The organism is Erythrobacter sp. EC-HK427, from assembly GCF_902498745.1.
In the GTDB taxonomy this organism is placed as follows: Bacteria; Pseudomonadota; Alphaproteobacteria; order Sphingomonadales; family Sphingomonadaceae; genus Alteraurantiacibacter.
The window spans coordinates 1,237,249-1,263,163 of sequence record NZ_LR701479.1 but is presented as its reverse complement, the minus strand read 5'-3'; the positions used below and the strand labels follow the sequence as shown (position 1 = coordinate 1,263,163).

The 25,915-nt window shown below is 63.7% G+C and carries 23 protein-coding genes; 11 read left to right on the top strand and 12 right to left on the bottom strand.

The features are described 5' to 3' along the window. Nucleotides 1-18 precede the first annotated feature (18 nt). The 6 genes from metK to hisS all read right to left on the bottom strand — a co-directional run bounded on the left by metK (nt 19) and on the right by hisS (nt 7,152). On the bottom strand, nt 19-1,224 hold the full coding sequence (gene metK, locus GC121_RS06160) for a methionine adenosyltransferase (RefSeq protein ID WP_151973249.1): 1,206 nt from the start codon (nt 1,222-1,224) through the stop codon (nt 19-21). A 51-nt stretch (nt 1,225-1,275) separates the two neighbouring features. Then, nucleotides 1,276-2,901, bottom strand: coding sequence for an apolipoprotein N-acyltransferase (gene lnt, locus GC121_RS06155; RefSeq protein ID WP_151973248.1), 1,626 nt, complete (start codon nt 2,899-2,901; stop codon nt 1,276-1,278). Between the two features lie 43 nt (nt 2,902-2,944). Next, complete coding sequence (locus GC121_RS06150; RefSeq protein ID WP_151973247.1) at nt 2,945-3,658, bottom strand: DUF4167 domain-containing protein; 714 nt, start codon at nt 3,656-3,658, stop codon at nt 2,945-2,947. Between the two features lie 188 nt (nt 3,659-3,846). Continuing rightward, nucleotides 3,847-4,809: a peptide chain release factor N(5)-glutamine methyltransferase gene (gene prmC / locus GC121_RS06145; protein ID WP_151973246.1), complete on the bottom strand. Its 963-nt coding sequence runs from the start codon at nt 4,807-4,809 to the stop codon at nt 3,847-3,849. Next, a complete protein-coding gene (prfA, locus tag GC121_RS06140; protein ID WP_151973245.1) occupies nt 4,802-5,869 on the bottom strand; it encodes a peptide chain release factor 1 in 1,068 nt (355 codons plus the stop codon). Before prfA ends, prmC begins: the two co-directional genes overlap by 8 nt. After that, nucleotides 5,866-7,152, bottom strand: coding sequence for a histidine--tRNA ligase (gene hisS / locus GC121_RS06135; RefSeq protein ID WP_151973244.1), 1,287 nt, complete (start codon nt 7,150-7,152; stop codon nt 5,866-5,868). Before hisS ends, prfA begins: the two co-directional genes overlap by 4 nt. A gap of 292 nt (nt 7,153-7,444) precedes the next feature. On the opposite strand from hisS, the gene ppa reads away from it, so the two are divergent. Beyond that, nucleotides 7,445-7,975: an inorganic diphosphatase gene (gene ppa, locus GC121_RS06130; RefSeq protein WP_151973243.1), complete on the top strand. Its 531-nt coding sequence runs from the start codon at nt 7,445-7,447 to the stop codon at nt 7,973-7,975. Between the two features lie 20 nt (nt 7,976-7,995). Here ppa and GC121_RS06125 read toward each other — a convergent pair whose 3' ends face one another. Continuing rightward, a complete protein-coding gene (locus GC121_RS06125; protein WP_151973242.1) occupies nt 7,996-8,394 on the bottom strand; it encodes a hypothetical protein in 399 nt (132 codons plus the stop codon). Between the two features lie 198 nt (nt 8,395-8,592). Between GC121_RS06125 and lptB the strand changes: the two genes are divergently transcribed. The 8 genes from lptB (at nt 8,593) to GC121_RS06085 (ending at nt 16,973) form a co-directional block, all read left to right on the top strand. Continuing rightward, nucleotides 8,593-9,357, top strand: coding sequence for an LPS export ABC transporter ATP-binding protein (gene lptB / locus GC121_RS06120; protein WP_151975624.1), 765 nt, complete (start codon nt 8,593-8,595; stop codon nt 9,355-9,357). A gap of 11 nt (nt 9,358-9,368) precedes the next feature. Beyond that, nucleotides 9,369-10,808 carry an RNA polymerase factor sigma-54 gene (rpoN, locus tag GC121_RS06115; RefSeq protein ID WP_151973241.1) on the top strand — a complete coding sequence of 480 codons (1,440 nt, stop codon included), beginning with the start codon at nt 9,369-9,371 and terminating at the stop codon, nt 10,806-10,808. Between the two features lie 4 nt (nt 10,809-10,812). After that, a complete protein-coding gene (locus tag GC121_RS06110) occupies nt 10,813-11,652 on the top strand; it encodes a DUF2971 domain-containing protein (RefSeq protein ID WP_151973240.1) in 840 nt (279 codons plus the stop codon). Between the two features lie 870 nt (nt 11,653-12,522). Then, entirely contained in the window at nt 12,523-13,218 is a 696-nt protein-coding gene (gene ctrA / locus GC121_RS06105; RefSeq protein WP_151973239.1) for a response regulator transcription factor CtrA, read from the top strand. 157 nt (nt 13,219-13,375) lie between these two features. After that, on the top strand, nt 13,376-14,077 hold the full coding sequence (locus GC121_RS06100) for a tRNA (guanosine(46)-N(7))-methyltransferase TrmB (protein WP_151973238.1): 702 nt from the start codon (nt 13,376-13,378) through the stop codon (nt 14,075-14,077). Further along, on the top strand, nt 14,077-14,430 hold the full coding sequence (locus GC121_RS06095; RefSeq protein WP_151973237.1) for a hypothetical protein: 354 nt from the start codon (nt 14,077-14,079) through the stop codon (nt 14,428-14,430). Before GC121_RS06100 ends, GC121_RS06095 begins: the two co-directional genes overlap by 1 nt. Continuing rightward, on the top strand, nt 14,427-15,113 hold the full coding sequence (locus GC121_RS06090) for an SDR family NAD(P)-dependent oxidoreductase (RefSeq protein ID WP_151973236.1): 687 nt from the start codon (nt 14,427-14,429) through the stop codon (nt 15,111-15,113). The genes GC121_RS06095 and GC121_RS06090 overlap by 4 nt, the downstream gene beginning before the upstream one ends. Nucleotides 15,114-15,185: 72 nt before the next feature. Next, complete coding sequence (locus tag GC121_RS06085) at nt 15,186-16,973, top strand: SLC13 family permease (protein WP_151973235.1); 1,788 nt, start codon at nt 15,186-15,188, stop codon at nt 16,971-16,973. Here GC121_RS06085 and GC121_RS06080 read toward each other — a convergent pair. The 3 genes from GC121_RS06080 to GC121_RS06070 form a co-directional block, all read right to left on the bottom strand. Next, a complete protein-coding gene (locus GC121_RS06080) occupies nt 16,970-18,088 on the bottom strand; it encodes a DUF1501 domain-containing protein (protein WP_234421129.1) in 1,119 nt (372 codons plus the stop codon). The two genes, GC121_RS06085 and GC121_RS06080, sit on opposite strands and share 4 nt — an antisense overlap. Before the next feature lie 2 nt (nt 18,089-18,090). Then, nucleotides 18,091-19,509, bottom strand: coding sequence for a DUF1800 domain-containing protein (locus tag GC121_RS06075; protein WP_151973234.1), 1,419 nt, complete (start codon nt 19,507-19,509; stop codon nt 18,091-18,093). Between the two features lie 65 nt (nt 19,510-19,574). Further along, entirely contained in the window at nt 19,575-21,839 is a 2,265-nt protein-coding gene (locus GC121_RS06070) for an NADP-dependent malic enzyme (RefSeq protein WP_151973233.1), read from the bottom strand. 118 nt (nt 21,840-21,957) lie between these two features. Here GC121_RS06070 and mutS point away from each other — a divergent pair, with 118 nt between their 5' ends. Together mutS and GC121_RS06060 are read left to right on the top strand one after the other, a co-directional pair. After that, nucleotides 21,958-24,582, top strand: coding sequence for a DNA mismatch repair protein MutS (gene mutS, locus GC121_RS06065; protein WP_234421128.1), 2,625 nt, complete (start codon nt 21,958-21,960; stop codon nt 24,580-24,582). A gap of 24 nt (nt 24,583-24,606) precedes the next feature. Next, nucleotides 24,607-24,891: a hypothetical protein gene (locus GC121_RS06060; protein WP_151973232.1), complete on the top strand. Its 285-nt coding sequence runs from the start codon at nt 24,607-24,609 to the stop codon at nt 24,889-24,891. A 39-nt stretch (nt 24,892-24,930) separates the two neighbouring features. On the opposite strand, the gene GC121_RS06055 is transcribed toward GC121_RS06060, so the two are convergent. Next, nucleotides 24,931-25,275, bottom strand: coding sequence for a hypothetical protein (locus GC121_RS06055; RefSeq protein ID WP_151973231.1), 345 nt, complete (start codon nt 25,273-25,275; stop codon nt 24,931-24,933). 50 nt (nt 25,276-25,325) lie between these two features. Then, nucleotides 25,326-25,892, bottom strand: a complete 567-nt coding sequence (locus GC121_RS06050) for a cob(I)yrinic acid a,c-diamide adenosyltransferase (protein ID WP_151973230.1) — start codon at nt 25,890-25,892, stop codon at nt 25,326-25,328. Nucleotides 25,893-25,915: the final 23 nt, after the last annotated feature.

Genomic DNA, 25,915 nt, shown 5'->3' with positions numbered 1-25,915 from the left:
CAAGGGAAGGGGCTTTTATCAAGCCAAAGCCGCTTTCAAGTCCGCCACCAGATCGGTGCGTTCCCACGGGAAGCTATCGCCCTCGGGATTGCGGCCGAAATGGCCATAGGCTGCCGTCTTGCGGTAAATCGGCTTGTTGAGGCCAAGGTGGGTGCGGATGCCGCGCGGGGTCAGGCCGCCCAGCTTTGCGATACCCATGATCGCTTGCTCGATCTTGTCGTCACCCACCGTTCCGGTCTCATGCGTATCGACATAGAGCGACAGTGGCTTGGAAACGCCGATGGCATAGGCGAGCTGGATCGTGCAGCGCGTGGCGAGGCCCGCAGCGACGATGTTTTTCGCCAGATAGCGGCTGATGTAAGCCGCCGAACGGTCCACCTTGGTCGGGTCCTTGCCGCTGAACGCGCCACCACCATGCGGGGCCGCGCCGCCATAGGTATCGACGATGATCTTGCGGCCGGTGAGGCCTGCATCACCATCGGGGCCACCGATTTCGAAGCTGCCGGTCGGGTTGATGTGATATTCGGTTTCGCGCAGCAGCACCGGCGGCAGCACGTCGGCCACCACGCGCTTCACGTAATCGTGCAGTTCGGCTTCCTTCTCACCGCTGTCATAACCCGGCGCGTGCTGGGTCGAGACGACCACGGCGGTCGCGGCGACGGGCAGGCTGCCTTCGTAGCGCAGCGTGACCTGGCTCTTGGCGTCGGGTTCGAGGAACGGGGCCACGCCCGAATGCCGGTCTGCCGCCATGCGTTCGAGGATCTTGTGGCTATAATAGAGCGTCGCGGGCATCAGGTCGGGGGTTTCGTCGGTGGCGTAACCGAACATGATACCCTGGTCGCCGGCGCCTTCATCCTTGTTGCCGTTGGCATCGACGCCCTGGGCGATATGCGCGGACTGGCCGTGCAGATTGTTCATGAAGGTCAGTGTTTCGTGGTGGAAGCCGTCCTGCTCGTAACCGATTTCCTTGACCGTGCGGCGCACGGTGGCTTCGATCTCTTCCTTGGCACCGGGTGCCCATTCGCCGTTTTCGTACACGCCCTTGCAGCGGATTTCGCCCGCCAGCACGACCAGCTGCGTGGTGGTCAGCGTTTCGCAGGCGATGCGCGCTTCGGAGTCTTTGGAAAGAAACAGATCGACGATGGCGTCGGAAATCTGGTCGGAAACCTTGTCCGGATGGCCTTCGGAGACGCTTTCGGACGTGAACAGGTAGGATTGGCGCATGTTGGAGATTGCCTTCTCATGGTAAGGGATTCGGATAGTCAGCGGCGGGCCTTACCCACGCGCACGGCGCATGGCAACGATAGCCGCCAGAATAAACAGCCCTGCCCAGATCAGCCCCAGCGCATTGCCGAGCCGCGCGAACAAGGTCAGCGGCGCGGCGGGCGGAATAACGGCATCGATGCGCCCTGCTTCATCGGGGCGAAGAAAGGCACGCACCACGCCGCGCGGGTCGATCACTGCGCTATAACCGCGATTGGTGGCGCGCAGCACCGGCAGGCCTTCCTCGATCGCCCGCATCCGCGACTGGGCAAGGAATTGCGGCGGGCCATCCGCGCCGAACCAGCCTTCGCTCGACGGATTGAAAATGTAATCGGGCCGCGCGCTGCGGTCGGTCACGCGGCCGGAAAAGATGATTTCGTAACAGACCTGCGGGCTGACCGCGCCAACCGCACCAAGGCCTAGCGTGCGCTGCCCCGGCCCCGGCCAGAAATCGATGCTGCCTGCAACCAGCCGAGACAGGCCGATAGGTTCGAGCAGTTCGCGCATCGGCAGATATTCGCCGCCCGGCACCAGCCGCGCTTTGGCATAGCCTGCGAGAATCGCCCCATCGGCAGACAGCGCGGTGACGGCATTGCGCGCGCCCAAAGCGCGGACAAAGCCCGTTTCATCGGGCCCGATCTCCAGATCGACCGCGCCGGTGAGCAGCACGCTGCGCTCGCCAATTGCGCGCCCGATGCGACGGCGGGCAAGCTCCGGATTTTCAAACGCGGTCGAGCGGTAGTAGCGCTGCGGATAGCCGTCGCGCAGATAATCCGCCAAGCCCGCTTCGGGCCACAGCACCAGCCGCGCTGCATCGCCCTGCCCTTCCGCTGGCGCGGAGAGCGCGGCGAGCGTGCGGTAATTCGGCTCGAACCGGTAGGGATTGGCGATGTCGGGCTGCGGGATATTCGGATGGGCGATGGTCACCGCCAGCGTGCCTTCGCGCGGGGCGGAGGCGGGCCAGTACATCCCGGCCGCCAGCAGCACGCTCACCAACATCGCCACGCGCCAGCGCCGCTCCGCCGCCAGCAGAACAACCGCCATGCCGAGCAGCGCGGCGATCCCCGACAGCGCATAGGTGCCCGTCAGCGGTGACAGCGCGGCAAGGCCGGGCCGGTCAAACGGGCCGAGCAGCGCCATTGCCAGCGGATTCCACGGATAGCCGGTAAAAACCCAGCTGCGCAGCCATTCGGCAATGATCCAAGCACCCGCAAAGGCCAGCGCGAAGGCCCAGTTCGGGCCAGAGCCGGGGCTTGATCGCACGACCAGCTTCGCCGCGACGCCCGCCAAAGCGGGAAACAGTCCGAGATAGATCGCCAGCAAGGGCACCGCTGCCCAGCCGAGGATGGCGGGCATTTGCGCCTGGTACGTAAACGCCGTCGCGATCCAGCTATTGCCGAGAGTGAAATGCGCCCAGCCGAACAGCCAGCCAAGCCACAGCGCCTGCTTGCGCGTTTCGGCCCGCGCGATCAGCAGCGCCACCAAGCCGACGCCCAGCAGCGCGAGCGGCCACAGGCCGAAGGGCTGGAAACCGAAGGCGCTGCTAAGGCCAAGGCCAAGCGCCCACGCCCATGCGCGGCGGGGAAGGTGATCGATGACCGGCCAAGACCGCCGCGCGCCTGTTTCCTCCGGTGTCATATCCGGTACCCGTGCGGCCTCGCCTTAAGTTTGCAATGCCGGTTTAGCCGACCGCTTCCAGCGCTCCGCCATCATCGCCTGCGCTATCGCCGGCGGCGCTGTCTTCCCTCGGCTTGCGGCGCGGCTTCAGACCGCGGCGGGGCTTGGGCTTTTCTTCGCCCGCATCTTCGCCCGCATCATTCTCGCTGGCACGAGCAATGGCCGGGGGCAAGAGGCTCGCGTCGAACGCTCCGTCATCATCATCCGTCGCTTCGGCTGCTGGCTTGCGTGCGGGGCGCGGTTTGCGCTTGGGCTTGGCCCGCTCCTCGTCACGGTCGGCGCGGACAAAGGGATTGTCGTCGTCCGCCTGATTGCCGCTTTCGCCTTCGCTGCCTTGCGCGAACTCGTCATCATCGCGGCGCGGGCGTTGGCCGTTGCGGGCGCGCGGCTTGCGCTCTTCGCGGAAATCCTCGTCCTCGTCCTCGTCGAACTGCTCGTCCTGCCGCTCGTTCGAGCGGCGCGGCTGCGATTCATCCTTCTGCGCTTTCGCATCGGCGATCACGCGGAAATAGTGGTCGGCAAATTGCAGGTAATATTCGGTCTGCACCCGATCATCATTCAGCTGCGCTTCGTGCGCCAGCTTCTTGTATTTATCGAGCATTTGCGGAGCATTGCCGCGCGCGCGGCTATCGATCCGGTTGGCCTGCATGGGATTGCCGCCGCCACGATTATTGTTACCGCGGCCACGACGACGATTATTATTGCGATTGTTATTCAAAGGAACTTCGCTTCCTCGCTGCGTTCTCCCCGCCATCGGGCCGGGCGTATCGCGTCTGCACGCGAACCGCCCATCGGGAGCTGGTTTGCCCTTCATTTGCGTGTTGCCGAGCGGTTACCCGCGCCTGCCAACAAATGTCGGAGTTGAGGCGGAGAGCGACCCATCGCTTTTCCTGCCTGATTCGAGAGTTACCCAGTCGATTCGCCTTTGCCAAGCTTTATTCGCAAGACCAGCGCACGGTCGCGCTGGCCGAGATCTTGCTTCACCTCCACGCTAAAGCCCTGCTTTTCCGCGATTTGCGTGACGGCAGCGGCCTGTAAATAGCCGATTTCGAGCACCGCCACGCCGTTTTCTGTCAACAGATCGGGCAGTTGCGGCAGCAAAATCCGGTAATCATTCAGCCCCTCCGGCCCTGCAAACAGCGCGCTGGCGGGTTCAAACCCGCGCACATCGGGCGCAAGATCGGCGCCCGTCTCGACATAAGGCGGGTTGGCGATGATGAGATCGAACCGGCCATGACCCTTCGCCCAGCCGTTTTGTGTCCAATCGGCATGGAGGATGCGCGCGCGCTCGGCCAGCCCCAGCAGCCCGGCATTCGCCGCCGCCACCGCGATAGCTCCCATCGAGGCATCGATCCCGACGCCCTCGGCTGCGGGCACTTCCGCCAGCAGCGTCAGCAACAGCGCACCCGATCCGGTACCACAATCGAGAATGCGCTTAGCTTCGGGCGCAGCAGCGAGCGCAGCTTCGACCACGCTCTCGCTATCGGCGCGCGGGATGAGGACATCGGAGGTGACGAGGAAGGATCGCCCGAAAAACTCCTGCGTGCCGATGATATAAGCCAGCGGCTTCTGCGCGGCGCGGCGCTCCACCAGCGCGGCGAATGCGGGAGGCACGGCGTCCTGCATATGCCGCAGCAGCAGATCGGAGCGCGACACGCCCAAAGCGTGCGCCATCAGCAGCTCGGCATCGAGCCTCGCGGTGTCGGAGGTGGTGGCGAGCTTTGTCGTGGCCTCGCGGATGGCTTGGGCGACATAACTCCCCCTCCTCTTCAGAGGAGGGGGCGGGGGGGTGGTGCTGTCATGCGCGCCCGGTTCGGGGTGTCCACCACCCCCAACCCCCTCCTCTGAAGAGGAGGGGGCTTTAGCCATCCATCGCCGCCAGCCGCTTCGCCTCGTCCTCGGCGATCAGCGCGTCGGTCAGCTCGGCAAGCGCAGTGCCCGCGAGCACTTCGTCGAGCTTGTGCAGCGTCAGGCCGATGCGGTGATCAGTCACGCGGCCTTGCGGGAAATTGTAGGTGCGGATGCGCTCGGAACGGTCGCCGCTGCCGACCATCGCCTTGCGCGCCTCGGCCTCGGCCCCGTGCGCTTCCTCGCGGCGCTTTTCATACAGGCGCGCGCGCAGCACTTTCATCGCCTTGTCGCGGTTCTTGTGCTGGCTGCGCTCGTCCTGCATCGCCACCACGATGCCGGTGGGAACGTGGGTGATGCGCACCGCAGAGTCGGTCGTGTTGACGTGCTGCCCGCCCGCGCCGCTGGAGCGGTAGATGTCGATCCGCAGATCATTGTCGTCGATCGTCATATCGACTTCGGTCGGTTCGGGCAGCACCGCCACGGTCGCCGCGCTGGTGTGGATGCGTCCTCCGCTTTCGGTGACGGGCACGCGCTGCACACGGTGGACGCCGGACTCGAATTTGAGCTTCGCGAACACGCCGGTGCCGTTGATATTGGCGACGATTTCCTTGAAGCCCCCGACTTCCGCCGCATTCATGCTGACCGGCTCCACCCGCCAGCCCTGCTCGGCGGCGAAGCGTTCATACATCCGGAAGAGATCGCCCGCGAACAAAGCCGCCTCGTCCCCGCCCGTCCCCGCGCGGATTTCGAGCATGGCGGGGCGCTGGTCGGCGCTGTCACGCGGCAGCATGGCAAGCGCGAGCGCGCGTTCGGCTTGCGGCAGCGCCTTTTTGAGGGTCTCCAGCTCGTCCTCCGCCATGGCCTTCATTTCGGGATCGGCGAGCATTTCGGTGAGCCCGGCGATTTCCTCGCGCATAGCCTGCACCGCCGCCGCCGCCTTGGCGACCGGCTCCAGCTCGGCATAGTCGCGGCTGGCCTGGACAAAGGCCTCGCCCTCCAGCTGCCCGCTGGCCATCCGCGCTTCGAGCTCGGCGAAGCGGTTGGCGATCTGGTGGAGGCGTTCGGCGGGTATGGTCATGATTTTTGGACGGGAGGCCAATCGTGCTTCAGAAAGTCCGTCACCTGACTCGTCTCGTTGTTTTGCACATGGACATGATAAGCCAAGCTACCATTATCTTCGACGTGAAGCCGGACGATTTCCCTTGCTCCTGCCTTCGACGCCTTTTGAAAGCGTTTCTTGGGTGAACCCGTTACTATCATTTCAGCGATGAACCCGTCGCCCGGACCGCCTGCAACACGCAGCTTGGTCACCAAGTCGATGCAATAGGGAATGGCTTCGTCATTCTCTGCAAAGACGACGACATCAAGCTGATCATCTCCCACTTCCCCCACCAACATCGCCAGCCGCTCGATCCCCGCAGCCCAGCCCACCGCAGGCGTCGGTGCGCCACCGAGCGATTCCATCAGCCCGTCGTAGCGCCCGCCGCCCAGAATGGTGCTCTGCGAACCCAGCGCCGCCGCCGCTGCCGAGCCTTCATCGGGGACGAATTCGAACGCGGTGTGGCGGTAGTAATCCAGCCCGCGCACCAGGCTTTCCGCCCGCGCCCATTTCACGCCCGCCGCGTCCAGCCCGCTCGTTACCGCGTCGAAAAACGCCCGCGCCTCGTCCGACAGGAACGCATCGATCTTCGGCGCATCGGCGACGAACTTCCGGTCGCGCGGGTCTTTTGAATCGAGAATGCGCAGCGGGTTCTTCTCCAGCCGCTCCTGCGAATCTTCGGAGAGTTCCCCGCGCACCGCGCCGAAATAGCCGACCAAAGCCGCGCGCCACGCATCACGGCTGTCGCCGTCGCCCAGCGTGTTGAGGTGGAGCGTAACGCCCTCGATCCCCAGCTCGCGGATCACCTGATCCGCCATCGCCAGCAGCTCGACATCGGCCTGCGGTTCCGCCGCGCCGATAATCTCCGCATCGATCTGGTGGAACTGGCGGTAGCGGCCCTTTTGCGGGCGCTCATACCGGAACAGCGGCCCGTGCGTCGCCACTTTCAGCGGCGCGTGCTGCTGCCAGCCATTGGTGAGATAGGCGCGTGCGATCCCGGCGGTGAATTCGGGGCGCAGGGTCAGGCTTTCATCGCCGCGATCAAGGAAGGAATACATTTCCTTGCTCACCACATCGGTCGTCTCGCCAATCGCGCGGCTGAACACGTCGGTCTTTTCGAACACCGGCATTTCGACGCGGCGGAAGCGGTAGAGCTTGCGCACCCGCTCGAACGTCTCGACCACGAATGCGAAGGCCTCTGCATCCGCGCCGAAAATGTCCTGCGTGCCGCGAATGGCCTGGGGAGTGTTGGGTTTTGCCATGGGGAGCGCCCTTAGCTTGCAACGCCGCTGGCGGGAAGGGCTGAAGCATGGGGTTCGCCAATCGGCGAAGCCGCATTAGACTTGTTCGCGCAGAGAACGCAGAGAACGCAGAGAGCACAGAGAGTAAGCCTAGATTGCACCCTTCTCTGCGGCCTCGGCGCACTCTGCGCGAAATCAATAAAAGCGCCTGCGGCGAGAAAACTCCGCGATTGGCTTTATGTCTGACTTGCGCTAGGCGCGCGCACAGTTTTGGGAGGGGGTGCCTTCTGATTCCGAAAAGGGACAAGCATCCATGCGTATCGAACATATCCCGACGGGCGACAATCCGCCGGAGAGCCTGAATGTCATCATCGAAGTCCCCACGGGCGGCGAGCCGGTGAAGTATGAGTTCGACAAGAAATCGGGCGCGCTGTTTGTCGACCGGATTCTGCACACGCCGATGCGCTATCCGGCGAATTACGGCTTCGTGCCGCACACGCTGTCACCCGATGGCGATCCGCTCGATGCGCTGGTGATTTCGCGTTCGCCCTTTATTGCCGGCTGCGTGGTGCGCGCGCGCCCCATCGGCGTGCTCAATCTGGAAGACGAGCATGGCGGCGATGAAAAGCTGATCTGCGTGCCGGTGGACACGACCTTCCCCTATTACTCGGACGTCGCCGAGCGGCAGGATTTGCCCAGCATCATCCTGCAACAGATCGAGCATTTCTTCACCCATTACAAAGACCTGGAAGCCGAGAAATGGGTGCGCATCGGCAAGTGGGGGAACACCGCCGAAGCCAAGCAGATCGTGGTCGAAGCGATCGAGCGGTATCGGACGGGCTGAGTTGCGGGTGCTTCAGGCGCCTACAACACCGCCGTCACCGCTTTCGCCGCGAAGGTCAGCACCAGCGGCAGGCCGATGGCGGTCAGCCACAGCAGCGCCATTTCGCGGCGGAAGAGCGGGCGCAGCTCTGCGTCGCTCGCGCCCGATGCGGCGAAGCGTTGCCAGCGCATTTCCAGCATCCGCAGCGCGGGGATGATCGCCACCACCAGCACCACCAGCGCGAAATAGGGGAGCAGCGATCCGCCCCCGCTCTTCAGCGCGCCCATGGTCACGAAAATATGCAGGCCGGTGTAAACGAGCAGGCTGTAGGCGACATGATCGCTCGCCTTGCTGCGCCAGTCGACGGCGTGCCCCGCTGCCGGTGATGCATTAGCCGTGCGGGTTTCCGTCTGCGGCTGGTCGGTTAGCGCCTTGCCCATTGGCGACTCCTTTCCTCTCCCCTGAGGAGGCAGAGTATTTCAAACCGGTGACAGATTGGCAAGAGGCACGGTGCATAGGTGGTTTTCCATGCAGGAATCTTGCCAAACCCACTTCAAAGCTGCGCCGCCCGTGCTAAGTGACAGCCCATGAGCGCGCGCGATGATGATGTGACCGACCAGCAGACCTTGCAGCAGAGCATGGCCGGGGCTCCCGCCAGTGCCTCCCCCGAACTGCCGCCCGCAGGCGGTTTGCAGGTCATTTCCATCGCCAAGAGCTATGACAAGCGCGCGGTGCTGACTGACATTTCGCTTTCGGTGGCCAAGGGCGAAGTGCTCGGCCTGCTCGGCCCCAACGGCGCGGGCAAGACGACCTGTTTCTATTCGATCATGGGCCTCGTCAAACCCGATAGCGGGCGCATCCTGATGGATGGCGAGGATGTCACCAAGCTGCCGATGTATCGCCGCGCGATCCTTGGGCTGGGCTATTTGCCGCAGGAAACCAGCATTTTCCGCGGCATGACGGTGGAGCAGAACATTTCCTGCGTGCTCGAAATGGTGGAGCCGGACAAGGCGACCCGCGCGGCCGAGCTTGAGCGGCTGCTGAGCGAATTCGGCCTCACCCGCCTGCGCTCCAGCCCGGCCATGGCGCTATCGGGCGGGGAACGCCGCCGCTGCGAGATCGCCCGGGCATTGGCCGCCAACCCCTCGATCATGCTGCTCGACGAGCCGTTTGCGGGCATCGATCCGCTCTCGATCAGCGATATCCGCGATCTGGTGAAAGACCTCAAAACGCGCGGCATCGGTGTGCTCATCACCGATCACAATGTGCGCGAAACGCTCGAGATCGTCGACCGCGCCTGCATCATCTATGGCGGGCAAGTGCTGTTCGCAGGCTCCCCGGCAGAGCTGGTAGCTGACGAGAATGTGCGGCGGCTGTATCTGGGTGAGCATTTCGAATTGTGAGGGATTAGGTCATGGCATTGGGGCCGAGACTAGACCTCCGCCAATCGCAATCGCTGGTGATGACGCCGCAATTGCAGCAGGCGATCAAGCTGCTGGCGCTCAGCAATCTCGAAATCGAGACCTTTATCGGCGACGCGCTGGAGAGCAATCCGCTGCTCGAAGCAGGCGAATTGCGCGTTTCCGAAGGTGACGCCCCGCCCGAACCCGAAATCCGCGATGCGACCTCGGCCGAAGGCGAGCGCGCGCTCGATATCGATGAGAGCGCGCTCGACCGTGACCGCGACACCGGCGACTGGTCGGCGCAAATGTCTTCGGGCGGGGGCGAGGATGGCGGGTTCGATCTGGAAAACCGCGAGGATGCCGCGCTCTCCCTCGCCGATCATCTGGAGGCACAAGTCGGCACCTGTGCGCCGTGCCAGCACACCGCCTTCATCGCCCACCATCTGATCGCGCAGCTGGACGAGGCTGGCTATCTGACCGCGCCCCTGCGCGATGTCGCCGGCGCTCTTGGCGTGCCGCTCGCCGATGCCGAGCGGGCGCTCGAATGCGTGCAGAGCATGGAGCCGACCGGCGTCGGCGCGCGCGATCTGGGCGAATGCCTCGCGCTGCAGGCGAAAGAGGCGGACCGCTACGATCCGTGCATGGAAGTGCTGCTCAAGAATCTCGATCTGGTGGCCAAGGGCGCGTTTGCGCAATTGAAGCGCATCTGCCGCGTCGATGACGAGGATCTGGCGGATATGCTGAACGAATTGCGCAGCTACGATCCCAAGCCCGGCCTCGCCTATGGCGGCAGCGCGGCGAATGCGGTGGTACCCGATGTGCTGGTGCACGCGGCGGCGGATGGCGGCTGGGATATCCGCCTGAACGAGGCGACGCTGCCGCGCCTGGTGGTCAATCGCGGATATTATGTGGAACTGCGCGCGGGCGCGGTGAACAAGGAAGCGAAGGGCTGGCTTTCGGAGAAGCTGGCGGATGCGAACTGGCTCATCAAGGCATTGGACCAGCGGCAGAAGACGATCCTCAAGACGGCCGCCGAGATCGTGAAGCAGCAAGACGGCTTTTTCCGCCGCGGCGTGTCGGAGCTGCGGCCTTTGACTTTGGCGAAAGTCGCCGAAGCGATCGAAATGCACGAAAGCACCGTCAGCCGGGTGACGAGCAACAAGTTCCTGCACTGCGAGCGCGGGACGTTCGAGCTGAAATATTTCTTCTCGAGCGGCGTGGGCTCGGCAGACGGCGAAGGCGCGAGCGCGGAAGCGGTGAAAGCGCGCATCAGGGCGCTGTGCGATGCCGAAGACCCGAAAGCGGTGCTGTCCGACGATGCACTGGTGGACTTGCTGAAAGCCGAGGGCTTCGACCTGGCGCGCAGGACGGTAGCGAAATACCGCGAGGCGATCGGGATTGGCTCAAGTGTACAGCGGAGAAGGGCGAAGAAGCTGGCGGGGATGGGGTGAGGAGATGAGTTCGTCAGATGAGCCTCCGATCTTTTATAAGTACTATCCCATTGGCGGCCTTGTGGCACTGCAATCGCGTTGTCTGAAATGCACCCGCCCCGAAGAGTTTTCTGATGTTTTCGAGGCATTCCACATCGATACCGATCCGGAAATTTTTGCTGGAAACGTGCTTGGCGATCCCTTGTATCACATAGTTGCAGACCCTCGAACAGGACTGCCAAATGCAGATTGGCGCTCTAAATTTCGCGAATGGTTGCATCTATCTGTCCAGAATTATCCTGGATTCCGTCTACTAGCTACATCCCTCGACCCCGTTCGAAACGAGGACGAACTCAAAATCATAAGGGAGGGAATGCAGGCATATGATGACCAAAATCCGCATCCCATATTTGTCTTGAGCCTCACCGAAAGCTGGTCCTCAGCAACCATGTGGGACACTTACGCCGGTGGGCATACAGGCTTCACGATGGGGTTTCGTTCCGAGGGAACGCTTTTTACATCTCATGAGTGGGGCCGCCCTAGAAAGATTTTTTATCAGGATGAACCTTCATCAGGCCCATCCGAAGTGGCAAAGTGGAGGCGTTGGCTGATTAAAAAGACGGACTATCAGCACGAGAAAGAATGGCGCTCGCTCTTTTTCTCTTCTCATCTTGAAGAGGTTGCGTCGAACCTCTTCACTCGCAAATTTGTAGACGAAGACCTTGTGGAGATAATTGCAGGCGTCAATGCAAGCCCAGAGTTTGTCGATGCTTTACTCGCATCGAAACCAACGGGTGCAACTCTATATCAGGCTGAAGTATCGGCGGACGGTAACATAGCCAGAAAACCAATCCATCGCGACTAGGCGTTGTGGCCGCTTGCTCCGTCATCCCGAACTTGTTTGACCTTCGGCCAGCTTCGCTTCCAGGATCCATTTCTGTCCCACGCTCCGCCGCTTGCAAGTCGGGGATGGATGCTGAAACGAGTTCAGCATGACGATAGAGAAGGTTGGACGGCTTCCGCGATGCTGGCCTCCCGTTGTGCGGTCGGCTAGCATCGTGCGATGGAGCCAAGCGATCTCTCTGCAATGCCTGACACCCGCCTTATTGCACTACGCAAGGCGATAGATGACGGACTCTCGGGCGGGAACAGCAAACGGTCGCTTGATCAAATTTGGGCGGAAGGCGAAAAGCGGGCCAAAAGCAAGCTGGACCCCGGATCGAGCCCGGGGTGACAAGCGAGGGAGAACCAGTGTGCCGACAAGACACCGCCCAACCCTCGCCATCCTCGCCATCCTCTCCAGCGCCACCCGCATCGCGGTAAGTGCCGACGGGACGAAGATTGCGGTCGTCGGGATCAGTAACAAATAGGCTTTCCTACAGCCCAATCCCGCCACTAGCTTCGCTGCGCCCCTTTTCATTCACGCGGAGCTTTGCAGGCCATGAACAGCCTCCCGAAACTTCACTTCCCGCTGCGCACACGGACAAACTTCATGAAAGACCCACAGCGCAAACCTTCACCGCGGCACGGGCGAATCGCCTCCAAACCTTTCCGAGCCAACGCGGAAAAGACCCGCCAAATTAACTCCCTGCCGACTGTCACCCCAAAGACTCACTCACAAATCTTAACGCCGCAAACGCTTTATTAACCTTTTTTGGTGAGAAGTGTCGTGGTTAATTCATGGCAACACCTCGTTCAGGGGGGTTACCCAAGGGGACACGAAGGGAACGGAAGAATGCGCGTTCTGCTGATTGAAGACGAGCCGACAACCGCCAAGGCGATCGAGCTGATGCTCACCGCCGAAGGCTTTAACGTCTACTCGACCGATCTGGGCGAAGAAGGGCTCGATCTGGGCAAGCTGTATGATTACGATATCATCCTGCTCGATCTGAACCTGCCCGATATGCACGGCTATGACGTGCTGAAGAAGCTGCGCGTCGCCAAGGTGCAGACGCCGGTGCTGATCCTGTCGGGCATTTCGGAAATGGATAGCAAGATCCGTTCCTTCGGCTTTGGTGCCGACGATTACGTGACCAAGCCCTTCCACCGCGACGAGCTGGTCGCCCGCATCCACGCCGTGGTGCGCCGTTCGAAGGGCCACTCGCAATCGGTCATCCGCACCGGCAAGCTGGCGGTGAACCTTGATGCCAAGACTGTGGAAGTCGATGGCGCCCGCGTCCACCTGACCGGCAAGGAATATGCGATGCTGGAGCTGCTGTCCTTGCGCAAGGGCACCACGCTGACCAAGGAAATGTTCCTCAACCACCTGTATGGCGGGATGGACGAGCCCGAACTCAAGATCATCGACGTGTTCATCTGCAAGCTGCGCAAGAAGCTGTCGAGCGCGTGCGGCGGCGAGAACTACATCGAGACGGTCTGGGGCCGCGGCTATGTGCTGCGCGATCCGGACGTGGAAGCCGAAGCTGCTTGATTTGAGAACCCTCTCCTAGAAGACTTCGTCTGCGATTGCGGACGAGGGGTACCCAAAAGCCCCGGAAGCGATCCTCCCGCTTCCGGGGCTTTCCTACTGCCGCCAAAGCTGCTTCCCCACTGGACAAGCCGACCTTGGGGAGACTAGCGAGCGCGCCATGACTGCACACAAGGAAGGCGATCCGCTCACGCTCAACCGGCTCTATGGCCGCAGTCAGGGCAAGCCGCTGCGCAAGGGGCAACAAGAGCTGGTCGACACGCTCCTGCCGCGCATCGCCGTCCCCGACGAAGGCGAAGTTACCGCGCAAGGCCTGTTCGGTGAGGATTGCCCGCTGCATTTCGAAATCGGCTTCGGCGGCGGCGAGCATCTCGCTTATCGCGCCGACCTCTTGCCCAATCACGGGCTGATCGGGGCCGAGCCGTTCCTCAACGGTGTAGCGATGGCGCTGGGGCATATCCGCGACCAGAATCTGGGCAATGTGCGCATCTATCACGGTGATGCGCTGCAGGTGCTGCGGCGCATTCCCGACGGCGCGCTCACCATGGCTTACCTGCTCCACCCCGACCCCTGGCCCAAGGCACGCCACGCCAAGCGGCGGATGATGAATGACGGGCCGGTGCAATTGCTGGCGGACAAGCTGAAGCCGGGCGGCGAATTCCGCTTTGGCACCGATCACCCCGTCTATGTCCGCCACGCGCTGATGGTGATGCGTCGCTTCACCCATCTGTTCGAGTGGGTGATCGAAGGGCCGGACGACTTCCGCGTGCGCCCCTCCGGCTGGCCCGAAACCCGCTACGAACACAAGGCCCGCACCGTGTTCGGCCACGAAGTGTGGTATTTCCGGTTTAGGCGGCGGTGATGTGGGTGCGTGCGACACTTTGGCTCTATGAGCGGATTTGGCTGTTGCTTGGTGCTGCCTTCGCTATTGATCTGGTAATCGCTTTCGGGCCGCCGCTCTTTTCCTCAGGCACGGCATTCCGCTCTGCTGTTTTGATGTCTCGCTGGTTGGTGATGGCCGCAATCATCTTTGCCCTTGCCAGTGCCTTCAAGAAGGGCCTGGCTTCACGGCGAAGGTTCGTCGTCATGGGATCTTACGCTGTTTGGGCCTTTACCGCCGCAGCGTTAGCTAACGGCGCTTTTAACCCGAGCAATCGGGAACCCTTTGCTGTACCGGCAGCTTCAACACAAACCGCCGAGGAAACAACCCCATGACCACCAGCACCGCCATCATCATCGGCGCATCGCGCGGCATCGGGTTGGGCTTTGCCCGGCATCTGGCGCAGCGCGGATACCGCGTCATCGCCACCGAGCGCTGCCGGAGCGACGCTTTGCACGCCGCTGCCCATGCGAGCGATGGCGCGATCAGCATTGCCCGATGCGATGTGACCGACACAGCGAGCGTCGCAGCCCTCGCCACGCAAGCGAGCGCCGGGACGGTCGATCTGCTGATCATGAATGCGGGCATCATGGGTGATCGCCCGCAACCGCTGGACGCCCTCACCCGCGAGAATGTCGCCGATATCGTCTACACCAATGCCACCGCGCCGGTGCAGGCGGCGCTCGCGCTCTTGCCCTTGCTTAAAGACGGCGCGACGATTGCGATGCTCACCAGCAAAATGGGCTCGATCGAAGACAGTTCGGGCGGGGCGAATCTCTACCGCGTCAGCAAGACCGCACAGAACATCTTCGCCCGCTCGCTGTTCGAAGAACACGCCAAGGCGCGCAAGATCGGCGTGCTGTCGTTCCACCCCGGCTGGGTGCAGACCGATATGGGCGGGCCCAATGCGCTGATCGATGTCGACACCAGCGTCGCCGGGATGCTCGAAGTGATCGCAGCCGAGACCGGGCCCCGCCATGTCTTTCTCGACTATGCGGGCAACACCGTACCCTGGTGACAGCGAATCCGTTGGACAAGCCCCGCGATTTGCCCGATTTGGACAGACGATGACCGATAGCGATGCGACTCGATGCTAAGCGAATATTCGGCCCAAATCGGCCTTGCTCTCCTTATCGCCTTGTTCGTCGCCTTTGCGATGGAGCGCCGCCCCCCGGTGGTGATCGCGATTCTTGGCGCAGCCGCGATGCTGCTGCTGGGGTATCTTACCAAGGACGAAGTGCTGGCGGTGTTCGGCAATTCCGCGCCGATCACTATCGCCGCCATGTTCATCCTGTCGGGCGCGCTGCTGCATACTGGCGCACTGGAAGCGGTGTCGGGCTGGGTTATCGGCCGCACTCTGCGCAAGCCGAAACTGGCGCTGGGCGAGATTGCGCTGGGCACGCTCGCCGCTTCGGCCTTTATGAACAACACGCCGGTGGTGATCGTCATGATCCCGATCGCCAAACGGCTCGCCCGCGTGATGAAGATCGCGGCGACGCGCCTGCTGATCCCCGTCAGCTATCTCGCCATTCTTGGCGGCACGCTGACGCTGATCGGTACCTCTACCAATCTGCTGGTAGACGGCGTTGCGCAGGATGCGGGGTTGGCGCCCTTCGGCATCTTCGAGATTACGCTAGCAGGTTTGGCAGGAGCGGCGGCTGGCCTTGCCATGCTCGCTTTGCTCGGCCCGCTGCTGCTGCCCAATCGCGGGCCGCGGGCGGATGACGAGGAGCGCGAGAGCGACCTCTATCTCTCGCATCTGACGCTGGCTCCGGGGAGCCGCTCGACCGGGCGTCCGCTCGCTGAAACGCAATTCATGCGCCGCCCCGGCCTCAAATTCCTTGCGCGCCAAACCGGCCGCGAACTGACGCGCAACGGGTTCGAACGATACGAGCTGGTCGAAGGCGACCAGTTCGTCGTCTCCGCGACACCGCAGGAGCTTGCCTCGCTCGCCGAAGCGCATGATTTCCGCACCGGGCTTGTCGGCCTCGGCGGCGGGGTGGCGACGCGCAAGAGCGAGCGGCCTGCCGATTTGCGGATTGTCGAGGCTGTCGTTTCGTCCACCCATCCGGTGGTCGGGCGCAGGCTGGCAGAGATTCCGCTGCTCTCGCGTTTGCAGGTACGCGTGCTCGGCCTCTCGCGCCCGCGCCATCTGGCGGGGCCGACGCTCGCCGATGTGCGGGTGCGCGCGGGCGACCGCTTGCTGATCGCCGCCACCGAGGATGCGGCCGCCACGTTGCAGGCCAATGTCCAGCTGACCAATGTCACCGAGAGCGGCATCCGCTCGTTCCGCCGCGAGAAGGCACCCATCGCGATTGTTACGCTGGCCGCCGTGGTTATCGGCGCGGCGATGTTCGGCCTGCCGATAGAGCTGATGGCGATTCTTGGCGTTGGCCTGGTGCTTGCCACCCGCTGCCTCGAACCCGATGAGGCTTGGGCCAGCCTTGATGGCAGCACGCTGGTGCTGATCTTCGCCATGTTGGCCTTCGGCAAGGGGCTGGAGAACGCCGGAACCATGGAGCTGGTGGTGGAATCGCTGGGCCCGCTGCTGATCGGCGGATCGCCCATCCTGCTGCTGGTGGCGATCTATGCCATCACCTCGATCATGACCGAACTGGTAACCAATAATGCGGTCGCCGTGATCATGACGCCGATTGCCATCGGCCTCGCACAGGCAGCGGGGATCGATCCGCGCCCGCTGGTGATCGCGGTGATGCTGGGAGCGAGCGCGAGCTTTGCCACGCCCATCGGGTACCAGACCAACACGCTGGTCTATGGCGCGGCGAATTACCGCTTCACCGATTTCCTCAAGGTTGGCGTGCCGATGAATATCGCCGTGGGTGTTGCTGTCTGCACCGCGATTACGATGTTCTACTAGGCTGCGCGGACAGCAGCGAGCGCCCGCTCCGGATCAAGCGCGAAGTGCCCGGCGATGCCGCGCGCCATGATGTCCAGCACATTGGCGGTCGCCCGCAAATCGCGGTTTTCGTAAAGCTGGCTCGGCGCAAGGCCTGGCCAGTCCGCCACCACCGGATCGCCCGCAGGCAGCGCGCCGCCCAGCATCAGTGCGGCAGCGCCGGTGCCGTGATCGGTGCCCATCGTGCCATTGATGGCGGCAGTGCGGCCAAACTCGGTCGCGATCAGCACCAGCGTATCAGCCCACACGCTGCCCAGCCCTTCGCGCATCCCGCCGAGCAGCGCGTCGAGCCCGCCCAGCTGCGTGCGCAAGCGGCCCGCCTGCCCCAGATGCGTATCCCAATTGCCCGTCTCGATCATCGCCAAGCGCGGGCCATCGGCGGCGGTCAGCAGCGAAGCGACCAGCGCGCCCACAGCGGCACCATTGCGGCCATTGTCCGCACCGATATCGCTCGCCAGCATCCGCGTGCGCAGCCCTTCCTCCCACAAAGGCGCGAGCTGCGCGTCCTCGGCATAGAGCGTGCCGAGCTGCGCCAGCAATTCATCGCTGGGGTCGGGAATGCGGTTGGGCGGGGCATAGGTGGCAACAGGGCGCTCGCCGCGCAACGCCAGCGGAACCGTGGCAGACATGGCCATCGCCCCGCCCTCGCCCGGCAGCAGCGGCACCAACCGTCCAAGCCAGCCGGTACCAATGGCGTAAGGGGCGGACGCCCCCGTCTCCAGCAGGTTCTGCCCGTCAAAATGCGAGCGTTCGCGGTAGGATGTAGCGACCGCGTGAAAGGCCCGCGCTTCGCCCGCCGCAAACATCCGCGCGGTCTGCTCCATCGCGGGATGCAGCGCGAAGAAGCCGTCGAGATCGTGCGCGTCGTCATCCACCAGCGCAGCGCGCAGGCTGCGCAACGCCGGATCACCATGCGGCTGCACCATCGCCAGCCCGTCTGCCGCGCCGCGCTGGATGATGAAGACCAGCCGCTTGCTCTGCTCGGCCCCCATGGCGATGCGCGGGAAGGTAATGCCCAGCCCGGCCAGCGCACCGGCGGCGATCAGTCTGCGGCGGGTAAGGGGGAAATCAGGCACGGTCACCTCCGCATGAATTCGGGGCTGGACAGCAGCAGGGCAAGGCCAGTGCCGCGTGTGCCGCTCGCTTCGGCGGCGATGATCGCATCGGCGGTTGCGCTGCGCAAGGCATCGCCCAAAACGTGCGTGGCGAGCGCAGGCACGTCCCCTTGCCGACCTGCCCGAGGCGCGAAGCGGTTGGCAAGCTCCACCCGCGCCAGCAGGGCACCGGGCGAGGCCCAATCGACCATCTGATCGCTCCAGCCCGCCGGATGGCCCGATTGCCAGACCGGCTGGCCCAATGCGCCGAAAGCGCGGATCGAACCGCGCAGATTGTCGCCCGCACCGGCGATGCCCGTCACTCTCAGGCTGGCGACCAGCCAGTCCCACGGGCTGCGGAACTTGGCGCGCGGCGCGCTCCATACTGCGGGCTCGTCAATCAGCGCCGCATAGACGCTCGGCAAGTCGCCATCACTTGCCAGAAACGCCTGCGCCAGCCGCGTGACAGCGGCAGCGGGCGGATCATCGGCGATGAAATGCACCGCCAGCTTGCGCGCGATATGCGCCGCGGTTTCCGGGCGAAGGGCGAGATCGCGCAGGATAGCATGTGCCTGTTCAGCACCAGTATCGGCATAGGATCGGCCCAAGACCGTGCGAGGGCCGGGCTCGTGCAATTCCTCGACGAACACCGTCTCGCCATCGGCTGCATCGACAAAGCGCGCCAGCCGCCCGTCACCCACGCCCGCCACCGTCCAGCCGGTGAGCGCGCGGGCAAGCTCGGTCACGTCTTCCTGCCCGTAGCCCGAGCGCACGCCCAGCGTATGCAGTTCGAGAATCTCGCGCGCATAATTCTCGTTCAGCCCGATTTCGCGGTCGCTGCGGCGGCGATTGGCGCGCACCGCCAGCGCGCTGCCGGGGCCGACCGAGCGCGTCTGGTCGAGGAAAATCAGCATCGCCGGATGCGCAGCGACCGACAGCAGCAGATCGGTAAAACTGCCCATGATATTGGGCCGGATCACACGGAATTCGTAGTCCGCCGCATAAATGCGCAAAGGCAGCTTTTCGACCGAGACGGCAAAATGGTTCGACCAGAAATGCACCAGACGCTCGGCAAAGCTCGTCTCGCTCGCCACCGCCATTTCGATACGGGTGGCGGCGGCTTCGGCCAGCAGGCGGGCATCCTCTTGCCGCGCTGCCATACCCATCGCACGCGCTGCCTCGGCATCCCCGCCCTCTTCCCGCGCGCTGCGGCGGATGCGGACGAGATCGGCATAGGCTCCGCCAATGGCCGCGCTGTCAGGATAGGCTGCCAGCGCAGACGGCGCAGGATCGAAGCGGCGCAGCTGCTCGCGCAGCCAGCAGCGCAGATCATCCGGCACCGCCTCGTCCGCCTGCACGCCAAGGCCAAAGCGATCGGTCGCAATATTGCGCTGCGGGTTCATGCCACCAGCCTCTAGCAGACCGAGCTGAACCTCAGGCGTATCGAAATGTCATTTTGTGTCGCAAATCAGCCGAGGATTCCCGCCGCTGCCAGCACCGCCAAAGTCAGCACATCGGGCGCGATGGCGGTCATCGGAGCGATCTGCACCGGCTTTTCCGAACCGATCATCAGCGGGCCGATGGTGACATCGCCGCCCAGCTCGCGCAGCAGCTTGGCGGAAAGGTTCGCCGATTGCAGGCCGGGCATGATGAGCACGTTCGCCGGGCCGGACAGGCGGCTGAACGGATACAGCGCCATCACCTTGGGGTTGAGCGCGGCGTCGGGCGCCATTTCGCCTTCATATTCGAAATTCACGCTCTCATCGGCATCGAGCAGCGCCACCGCATCGCGGATATTGCCAAGCCACTGGCCCGACGGATTGCCGAAGGTCGAATAGGACAGGAAGGCGACACGCGGTTCGTGCCCCATGCGGCGGGCAACAGCGGCGGTTTCCTTGGCGATATGCGCCAATTGCTCGGCATTGGGCCGCTCGTTCATCGTCGTATCGGCGAGGAAGGTCGTGTGGTTCTTGCCGACGATCATGTGTACCCCAAACAGGATCGCATCGGGCTTGGGATCGAGCACGCGGGCAATTTCGCGCGCGGTCTGGCTGAAGGTGCGGGTGAGGCCCGTCACCATGCCATCGCCCTTGCCAATCGCGACCAGCAGCGCCGCGAACACGTTGCGCTCCTGATTAACCATGCGGCGCACATCGCGCTGGGTGTAGCCGCGCCGTTGCAGGCGGGAGTAGAGATACTCCACCATCGGCTCGATTTCGGCATAATTGGCCGAATTGGCGATCTCGAAACTCTCGGGATTGTCGACCGCCAGCTCGCGCAGCTTTTCCAGCACTTTGTCGGTGCGACCGACCAGCACCGGCGTGCCATAGCCGAAATCGCGGAACTGGATCGCGGCGCGCAGCGCGACGTCTTCCTCCGCCTCGGCAAAGACGATGCGCTTGGGATTGGCCTTGGCATCCTCGTAGACGCGGGTGAGCGCGGCGGTCGTCGGGTTGAGCCGCGTGCGCAGCGCCAGCGAATAGGCCTCGAAATCGGCGATCGGTTCCTGCGCCACGCCCGAATCCATCGCCGCCTTGGCCACCGCGCAGGATACCCGCTCGATCAGCCGCGGATCGAAGGGCGCAGGAATGATATATTCACGCCCGAACTTGTGATTGATGCCGTATGCGGCGGCGACTTCCTCGGGCACGCGCTCGCGCGCCAGATCGGCGATTGCCTTCGCCGCCGCGACTTTCATTTCCTCGTTGATCGCGGTCGCCCGCACATCGAGCGCGCCGCGGAAAATGAAGGGGAAGCCCAGCACATTGTTGACCTGGTTGGGAAAATCGCTGCGGCCCGTGGCGATGATCGCGTCGGGGCGCACAGCCTTGGCTTCATCGGGCATGATTTCGGGCGTGGGGTTGGCCATCGCGAAGATGATCGGCTGATCCGCCATCTTGCGCACCCATTCGGGCTTCAGCGCGCCCGCTGCCGACAATCCGAGGAAAATGTCCGCGCCTTCCAGCGCCTCTTCCAGGCTGCGATGTGGGGTATCCACCGCGTGCGCGCTCTTCCACTGGTCCACGCCCTCGCGGCCCGGATAGATCGGCCCCGAACGGTCGCACACGATCACATTCTCGTGCGGCACCCCCATCGCCTTGATCAGCGCGGTGCAAGCCAGCGCGGAAGCGCCCGCACCGTTCACCACCATCTTGCAGTCTTTGAACTCGCGCCCGGTGAGGTAGGCGGCATTGAGCAGACCCGCCGCCGCGATGATCGCGGTGCCGTGCTGGTCGTCATGCATCACCGGAATGTTCATCCGCTCGCGCAAGGCCTGCTCGATGATGAAGCATTCCGGCGCCGCGATATCTTCCAGATTGATGCCGCCGAAGGTCGGCTCCATCAGCGCAACGGCATTGATGAAAGCCTCCGGGTCTTCGGTGTCCAATTCGATATCGATCGAATCGACATCGGCGAACCGTTTGAACAGCACCGCCTTGCCTTCCATCACCGGCTTTGAGGCAAGCGCGCCCAGATTGCCGAGGCCGAGAATTGCGGTGCCGTTGGAAATCACCGCCACCAGATTGGCGCGCGCGGTATATTTGGCGGCCAGCGAGGGATCCTTTGCAATCGCTTCCACCGGCGCGGCCACGCCCGGCGAATAGGCGAGCGACAGATCGCGCTGCGTCGTCATCGGCTTGGACGCGATGATCTCGATCTTACCGGGGCGGATCGTCTCGTGATAAAACAGTGCTTCGCGGGTGGTGAAGCCGGTGTTGTCTTTCTCGTCCAAGGCGTGTGTCTCCTGTCTCGCGGCCCCCGCATAGAGGCATCGGACGCGAAGGGGTAGGGGAAAGGTTGCCGCTATCCCTTCCCGAATCGGCTGCACCGGCCCTATCGCCTGTGCACAGATGGCCGACACCCGCACCCCGATGATGCAGCAATATTTCGCGCTGAAGGAAGAGGCGGGGGATTGCCTGCTGTTCTACCGCATGGGCGATTTTTTCGAGCTGTTTTTTGACGATGCGAAGGTGGCCGCAGGCATTCTCGATATCGCGCTGACTTCGCGTGGGGAAAGCGGCGGCGAGAAGGTGCCGATGTGCGGGGTGCCGGTGCATTCGGCGGAAGGCTATCTGGCGCGGCTGATCAAGGCCGGCTGCCGGGTGGCGATTGCCGAGCAGGTGGAAACGCCCGACGAGGCCAAGGCGCGGGCCAAGCGCGACGGGCTGCCGTCTTCCAAAGTGCTGGTGCGGCGCGATATCGTGCGCTTCGTGACAGCGGGAACGCTGACCGAGGACGCCCTGCTCGAACCGCGCCGGGCCAATATGCTGGCGGCCTTGTGCGATGTGCGCGGCACCTTTGGCGTGGCGGCCTGCGACATCTCGACCGGCGCGATGGTGCTGGAGGAATGCCCGCCCGAACGGCTCGGCGCGGTGCTGGCCCGCATCGGCGCGAGCGAAATTGTGGTCCCCGATGAAGGGGATACGCCGCTTGGCGAGGCCACTATCCGCCCCCGCGCCACCTTCTCCAGCGATGCGGGGGAAGCGGCGCTAAAGCGGCTGCACGGCGTGGCGACGCTGGACGGGTTCGGCCAGTTCACTCGCGCGATGTTGGCAGCAGCGGGCGGGCTGCTCGCTTATCTCGACCATGCCGGTCGTGGCTCTATGCCCCTGTTATTGCCGCCAATTTCGCGCCAATCGGGCGCGCATCTGGCGATGGACGAGGCGACGCGCGCATCGCTGGAGATCCTCGCCAGCCAGCAGGGAGGGCGGGCTAACACGCTGATTTCGGCGATAGATCGCTGTGTGACCGGCGCGGGCGCGAGGCTGCTCGCTGAGGACTTGTCCGCGCCCCTCGCTCACAAAACCGCGATCGAGGAACGGCTGGCGGTTGTCCATTATCTCCACCGCGATCCACTGCTGCGCGCCGATTTACGTGAGTATCTCAGAGCCTTACCCGATATCGGCAGAGCGCTCGGGCGGCTGGTTGCAGGGCGCGGCAGCCCGCGTGATCTGGGGCAAGTGCGCGATGGTCTGATCGAGGCACGGCGCATCCATGACCTGCTGCACAACACACCGGACAAACCTGTTTTGCTGGCGAGATATTTGCCGGAAATCACCGGACACGCCGAATTGACCGACCTGCTCGCCCGCGCACTCGTCCCCGCCCCGCCGACCGAGCGTAGCAATGGCGGCTATATCGCGGGCGGATACGATCATGCGCTGGACGAGCTGCGCGAAGTCTCCGGCAATGCCCGCCGCGCCATAGCCGCGATGGAAGCGCGCTATCGCGAGGAGACCGACACGCCCTCGCTCAAGATCAGGCACAATGGCGTGCTGGGCTATTTCATCGAAGTGCCGAGCAAGCACGCCGACAAGCTGATGGCGCCCGACAGCGGCTTCACCCACCGCCAGACCATGGCAACGGCAGTGCGCTTCAACTCGCTCAAACTGCACGAGGAAGCAAGCCGTATCGCCGAGGCAGGCGGGCGGGCACTGGCAGCGGAAGAAGCGCATTTCGAGGAATTGTGCGAGCGGGTGAACGCGCGGCGCGAGGCAATTGCGGCGACGGCGGCGGCCTTGGCGCGGCTCGATGTCAGCGCGGGCCAGGCCGAGCGGGCGAGCGAAGGCGAATGGTGCAAGCCGGTGATTGTCGAGGAGCCGGTGCTCGACATTCAAGCGGGGCGGCATCCCGTCGTCGAAGCGGCGCTGGCCAAAGCGGGCGAGCGGTTCGTCGCCAATGACTGCGCGCTGGCAGAAGATGACCGGCTGTGGCTGGTCGGCGGGCCGAATATGGGCGGTAAATCGACTTTCCTGCGGCAGAACGCGCTGATCGTGCTGATGGCGCAAGCGGGCGGATTTGTCCCGGCAAAGGCGGCCACCATCGGCCTTGTCGACCAGCTTTTCAGCCGCGTCGGCGCAGCGGACAATCTGGCGCGGGGCCGCTCGACCTTTATGGTCGAAATGGTCGAAACCGCCGCTATCCTGAGCCAGGCCCGCGAGCGCAGTTTCGTGATCCTCGATGAAGTCGGGCGCGGTACCAGCACCTATGACGGGCTGGCGCTGGCATGGGCGGTGGCCGAGGCGATCCATGAAACAAACCGCAGCCGCTGCCTCTTTGCCACGCATTACCACGAGATGGCGCGGCTGGCGGAGACGTGCCCTTCACTCAGCCTACACCACGTGCGCGCAAAGGAATGGAAGGGCGATCTTGTCCTGCTGCACGAACTGGCCGAGGGCGCGGCGGACCGGTCTTACGGGCTCGCCGTGGCGAAGCTCGCTGGCGTGCCCGCACCGGTGGTCAAGCGCGCGAAATCTGTGCTCGACCGGCTGGAGAAAGGCCGCGCCGAAACCGGCGGGCTGGCGGCGGGGCTTGGCGAATTGCCGCTCTTCGCCGCGATGGCGCAGCAGGAGGACGAGCCTGCCGATGCCTTGCGCGAACGACTTGCCAACGTGGATGCAGATGCGCTCACCCCGCGTGAAGCACTTGATATTCTGTATGAACTGAAGCGCTTGGGCGGCGAAACAAAATCCTAATTCTCTGCGATTATCCTGCCGCGCATGACCGGATATATGTTCCGCAGTAAACTCGGCGCCGTCGTCTTTGTCGGCCTCATCCCCTTTTCGGTGTACCGCATGGTCGGCACCGAGAGCGATGGCGGCGAGCTGGTTGATGCCGTCGAGACGATCGAGGCGGGACGGCAGTCCGGCTCGCCCCGGCAGCAAAGCGCCCCTGCATATGAAACAGGCGGCGAATTGACTTTCGAGGAATGGGCGCGCGAGCCAGACCAATTTGCGCCGGAAGAATCAGCGGGCTCGCAGGCGGTCGGCAAGCCGTACCGCTAGCCTCCTCGTACCTGCGCGCCCGGCCGAGCCGCTTGACGCTTAGCTGCCGTGGCCTTTGAGCCCACCCAACTTTTTCGATTTGCCGAATTTGTCGACATTGTCGTCATGGTTCGGCTCATTGGCAAATGCGTCCATGTCGATCCGGCCCGAGGCTTCCATGTCGCGCATGTGATCCACCAGATCCTGCTTCGACGCGCCTTGCACGCCGATGCTCTCACTGACTTTCTCGCTGTCGAGCGGGCTACCGGTTTCGGTGGTTGTGCCCTGCGCGTCTTCCGACACTTGCTGCGCCTGCGAGCGGTGATCGTTCTGCTCGTCATTGTGGGTTTCAGGCGCGAGGCCGGACTGGCGGGCTTCGGGGCTGCTTTGCTTGGGGTCTGTCATCATAAACTCCTTTGCTGCCCTAACGGCCGGCGCCGGAGTCGCGTTCCCGATTAGCGGTTCGCTCCCGGCGTCCACAGCACATCGCCCGCGCCGCCATTGTTCACCGCGCGGCACAGCACGAACAGCAAGTCGGACAGTCGGTTGATAAAGGCAATGGCCGCCGGATTGACCGGCTCCTGCGCCGCGAGCGCCGATGCCGCACGCTCGGCTCTGCGCGTGGCGGTGCGCGCCATGTGCAGCCGCGCCGAAGCCTCGCTGCCGCCGGGCAGGATAAAGCTGGTGAGCGGCGCAAGACCGGCATTCACCGCGTCGATCTGCGCTTCCAGCCAGTCGACTTGCGAGGGGACAATCCGCAGCGTCATTTCGCCGGGCTCAAAATCGTCACCTGGCGTGGCGAGGTCAGCGCCGAGATCAAACATATCATTTTGCACCCGGATCAGCGCGTCACGATGCGCGCCGTCCAGAACCTGCACCGCCATGCCGATGGCGGCATTCGCCTCGTCCACCGCGCCCACCGCTTCCATGCGCGGCGCGTGTTTGGGCAGGCGCGAGCCATCGACTAGGCCGGTGGTGCCATCGTCTCCGGTGCGGGTGTATATGCGATTCAGCTTTACCATGAACTTCGTCCAATTCTCCGACT

Coding starts and splice junctions, on each gene's coding strand:
- GC121_RS06050 (WP_151973230.1), bottom strand. CDS start 25,892: ATGGTAAAGCTGAATCGCATATACACCCGCACCGGAGACGATGGCACC.
- prfA (WP_151973245.1), bottom strand. CDS start 5,869: ATGACCATACCCGCCGAACGCCTCCACCAGATCGCCAACCGCTTCGCC.
- GC121_RS06075 (WP_151973234.1), bottom strand. CDS start 19,509: ATGAACCCGCAGCGCAATATTGCGACCGATCGCTTTGGCCTTGGCGTG.
- prmC (WP_151973246.1), bottom strand. CDS start 4,809: ATGGCTAAAGCCCCCTCCTCTTCAGAGGAGGGGGTTGGGGGTGGTGGA.
- GC121_RS06095 (WP_151973237.1), top strand. CDS start 14,077: ATGTGGGTGCGTGCGACACTTTGGCTCTATGAGCGGATTTGGCTGTTG.
- GC121_RS06085 (WP_151973235.1), top strand. CDS start 15,186: ATGCTAAGCGAATATTCGGCCCAAATCGGCCTTGCTCTCCTTATCGCC.
- hisS (WP_151973244.1), bottom strand. CDS start 7,152: ATGGCAAAACCCAACACTCCCCAGGCCATTCGCGGCACGCAGGACATT.
- GC121_RS06100 (WP_151973238.1), top strand. CDS start 13,376: ATGACTGCACACAAGGAAGGCGATCCGCTCACGCTCAACCGGCTCTAT.
- GC121_RS06060 (WP_151973232.1), top strand. CDS start 24,607: ATGACCGGATATATGTTCCGCAGTAAACTCGGCGCCGTCGTCTTTGTC.
- metK (WP_151973249.1), bottom strand. CDS start 1,224: ATGCGCCAATCCTACCTGTTCACGTCCGAAAGCGTCTCCGAAGGCCAT.
- mutS (WP_234421128.1), top strand. CDS start 21,958: ATGGCCGACACCCGCACCCCGATGATGCAGCAATATTTCGCGCTGAAG.
- lnt (WP_151973248.1), bottom strand. CDS start 2,901: ATGACACCGGAGGAAACAGGCGCGCGGCGGTCTTGGCCGGTCATCGAT.
- GC121_RS06055 (WP_151973231.1), bottom strand. CDS start 25,275: ATGACAGACCCCAAGCAAAGCAGCCCCGAAGCCCGCCAGTCCGGCCTC.
- GC121_RS06125 (WP_151973242.1), bottom strand. CDS start 8,394: ATGGGCAAGGCGCTAACCGACCAGCCGCAGACGGAAACCCGCACGGCT.
- ppa (WP_151973243.1), top strand. CDS start 7,445: ATGCGTATCGAACATATCCCGACGGGCGACAATCCGCCGGAGAGCCTG.
- rpoN (WP_151973241.1), top strand. CDS start 9,369: ATGGCATTGGGGCCGAGACTAGACCTCCGCCAATCGCAATCGCTGGTG.
- GC121_RS06110 (WP_151973240.1), top strand. CDS start 10,813: ATGAGTTCGTCAGATGAGCCTCCGATCTTTTATAAGTACTATCCCATT.
- ctrA (WP_151973239.1), top strand. CDS start 12,523: ATGCGCGTTCTGCTGATTGAAGACGAGCCGACAACCGCCAAGGCGATC.
- GC121_RS06090 (WP_151973236.1), top strand. CDS start 14,427: ATGACCACCAGCACCGCCATCATCATCGGCGCATCGCGCGGCATCGGG.
- lptB (WP_151975624.1), top strand. CDS start 8,593: ATGGCCGGGGCTCCCGCCAGTGCCTCCCCCGAACTGCCGCCCGCAGGC.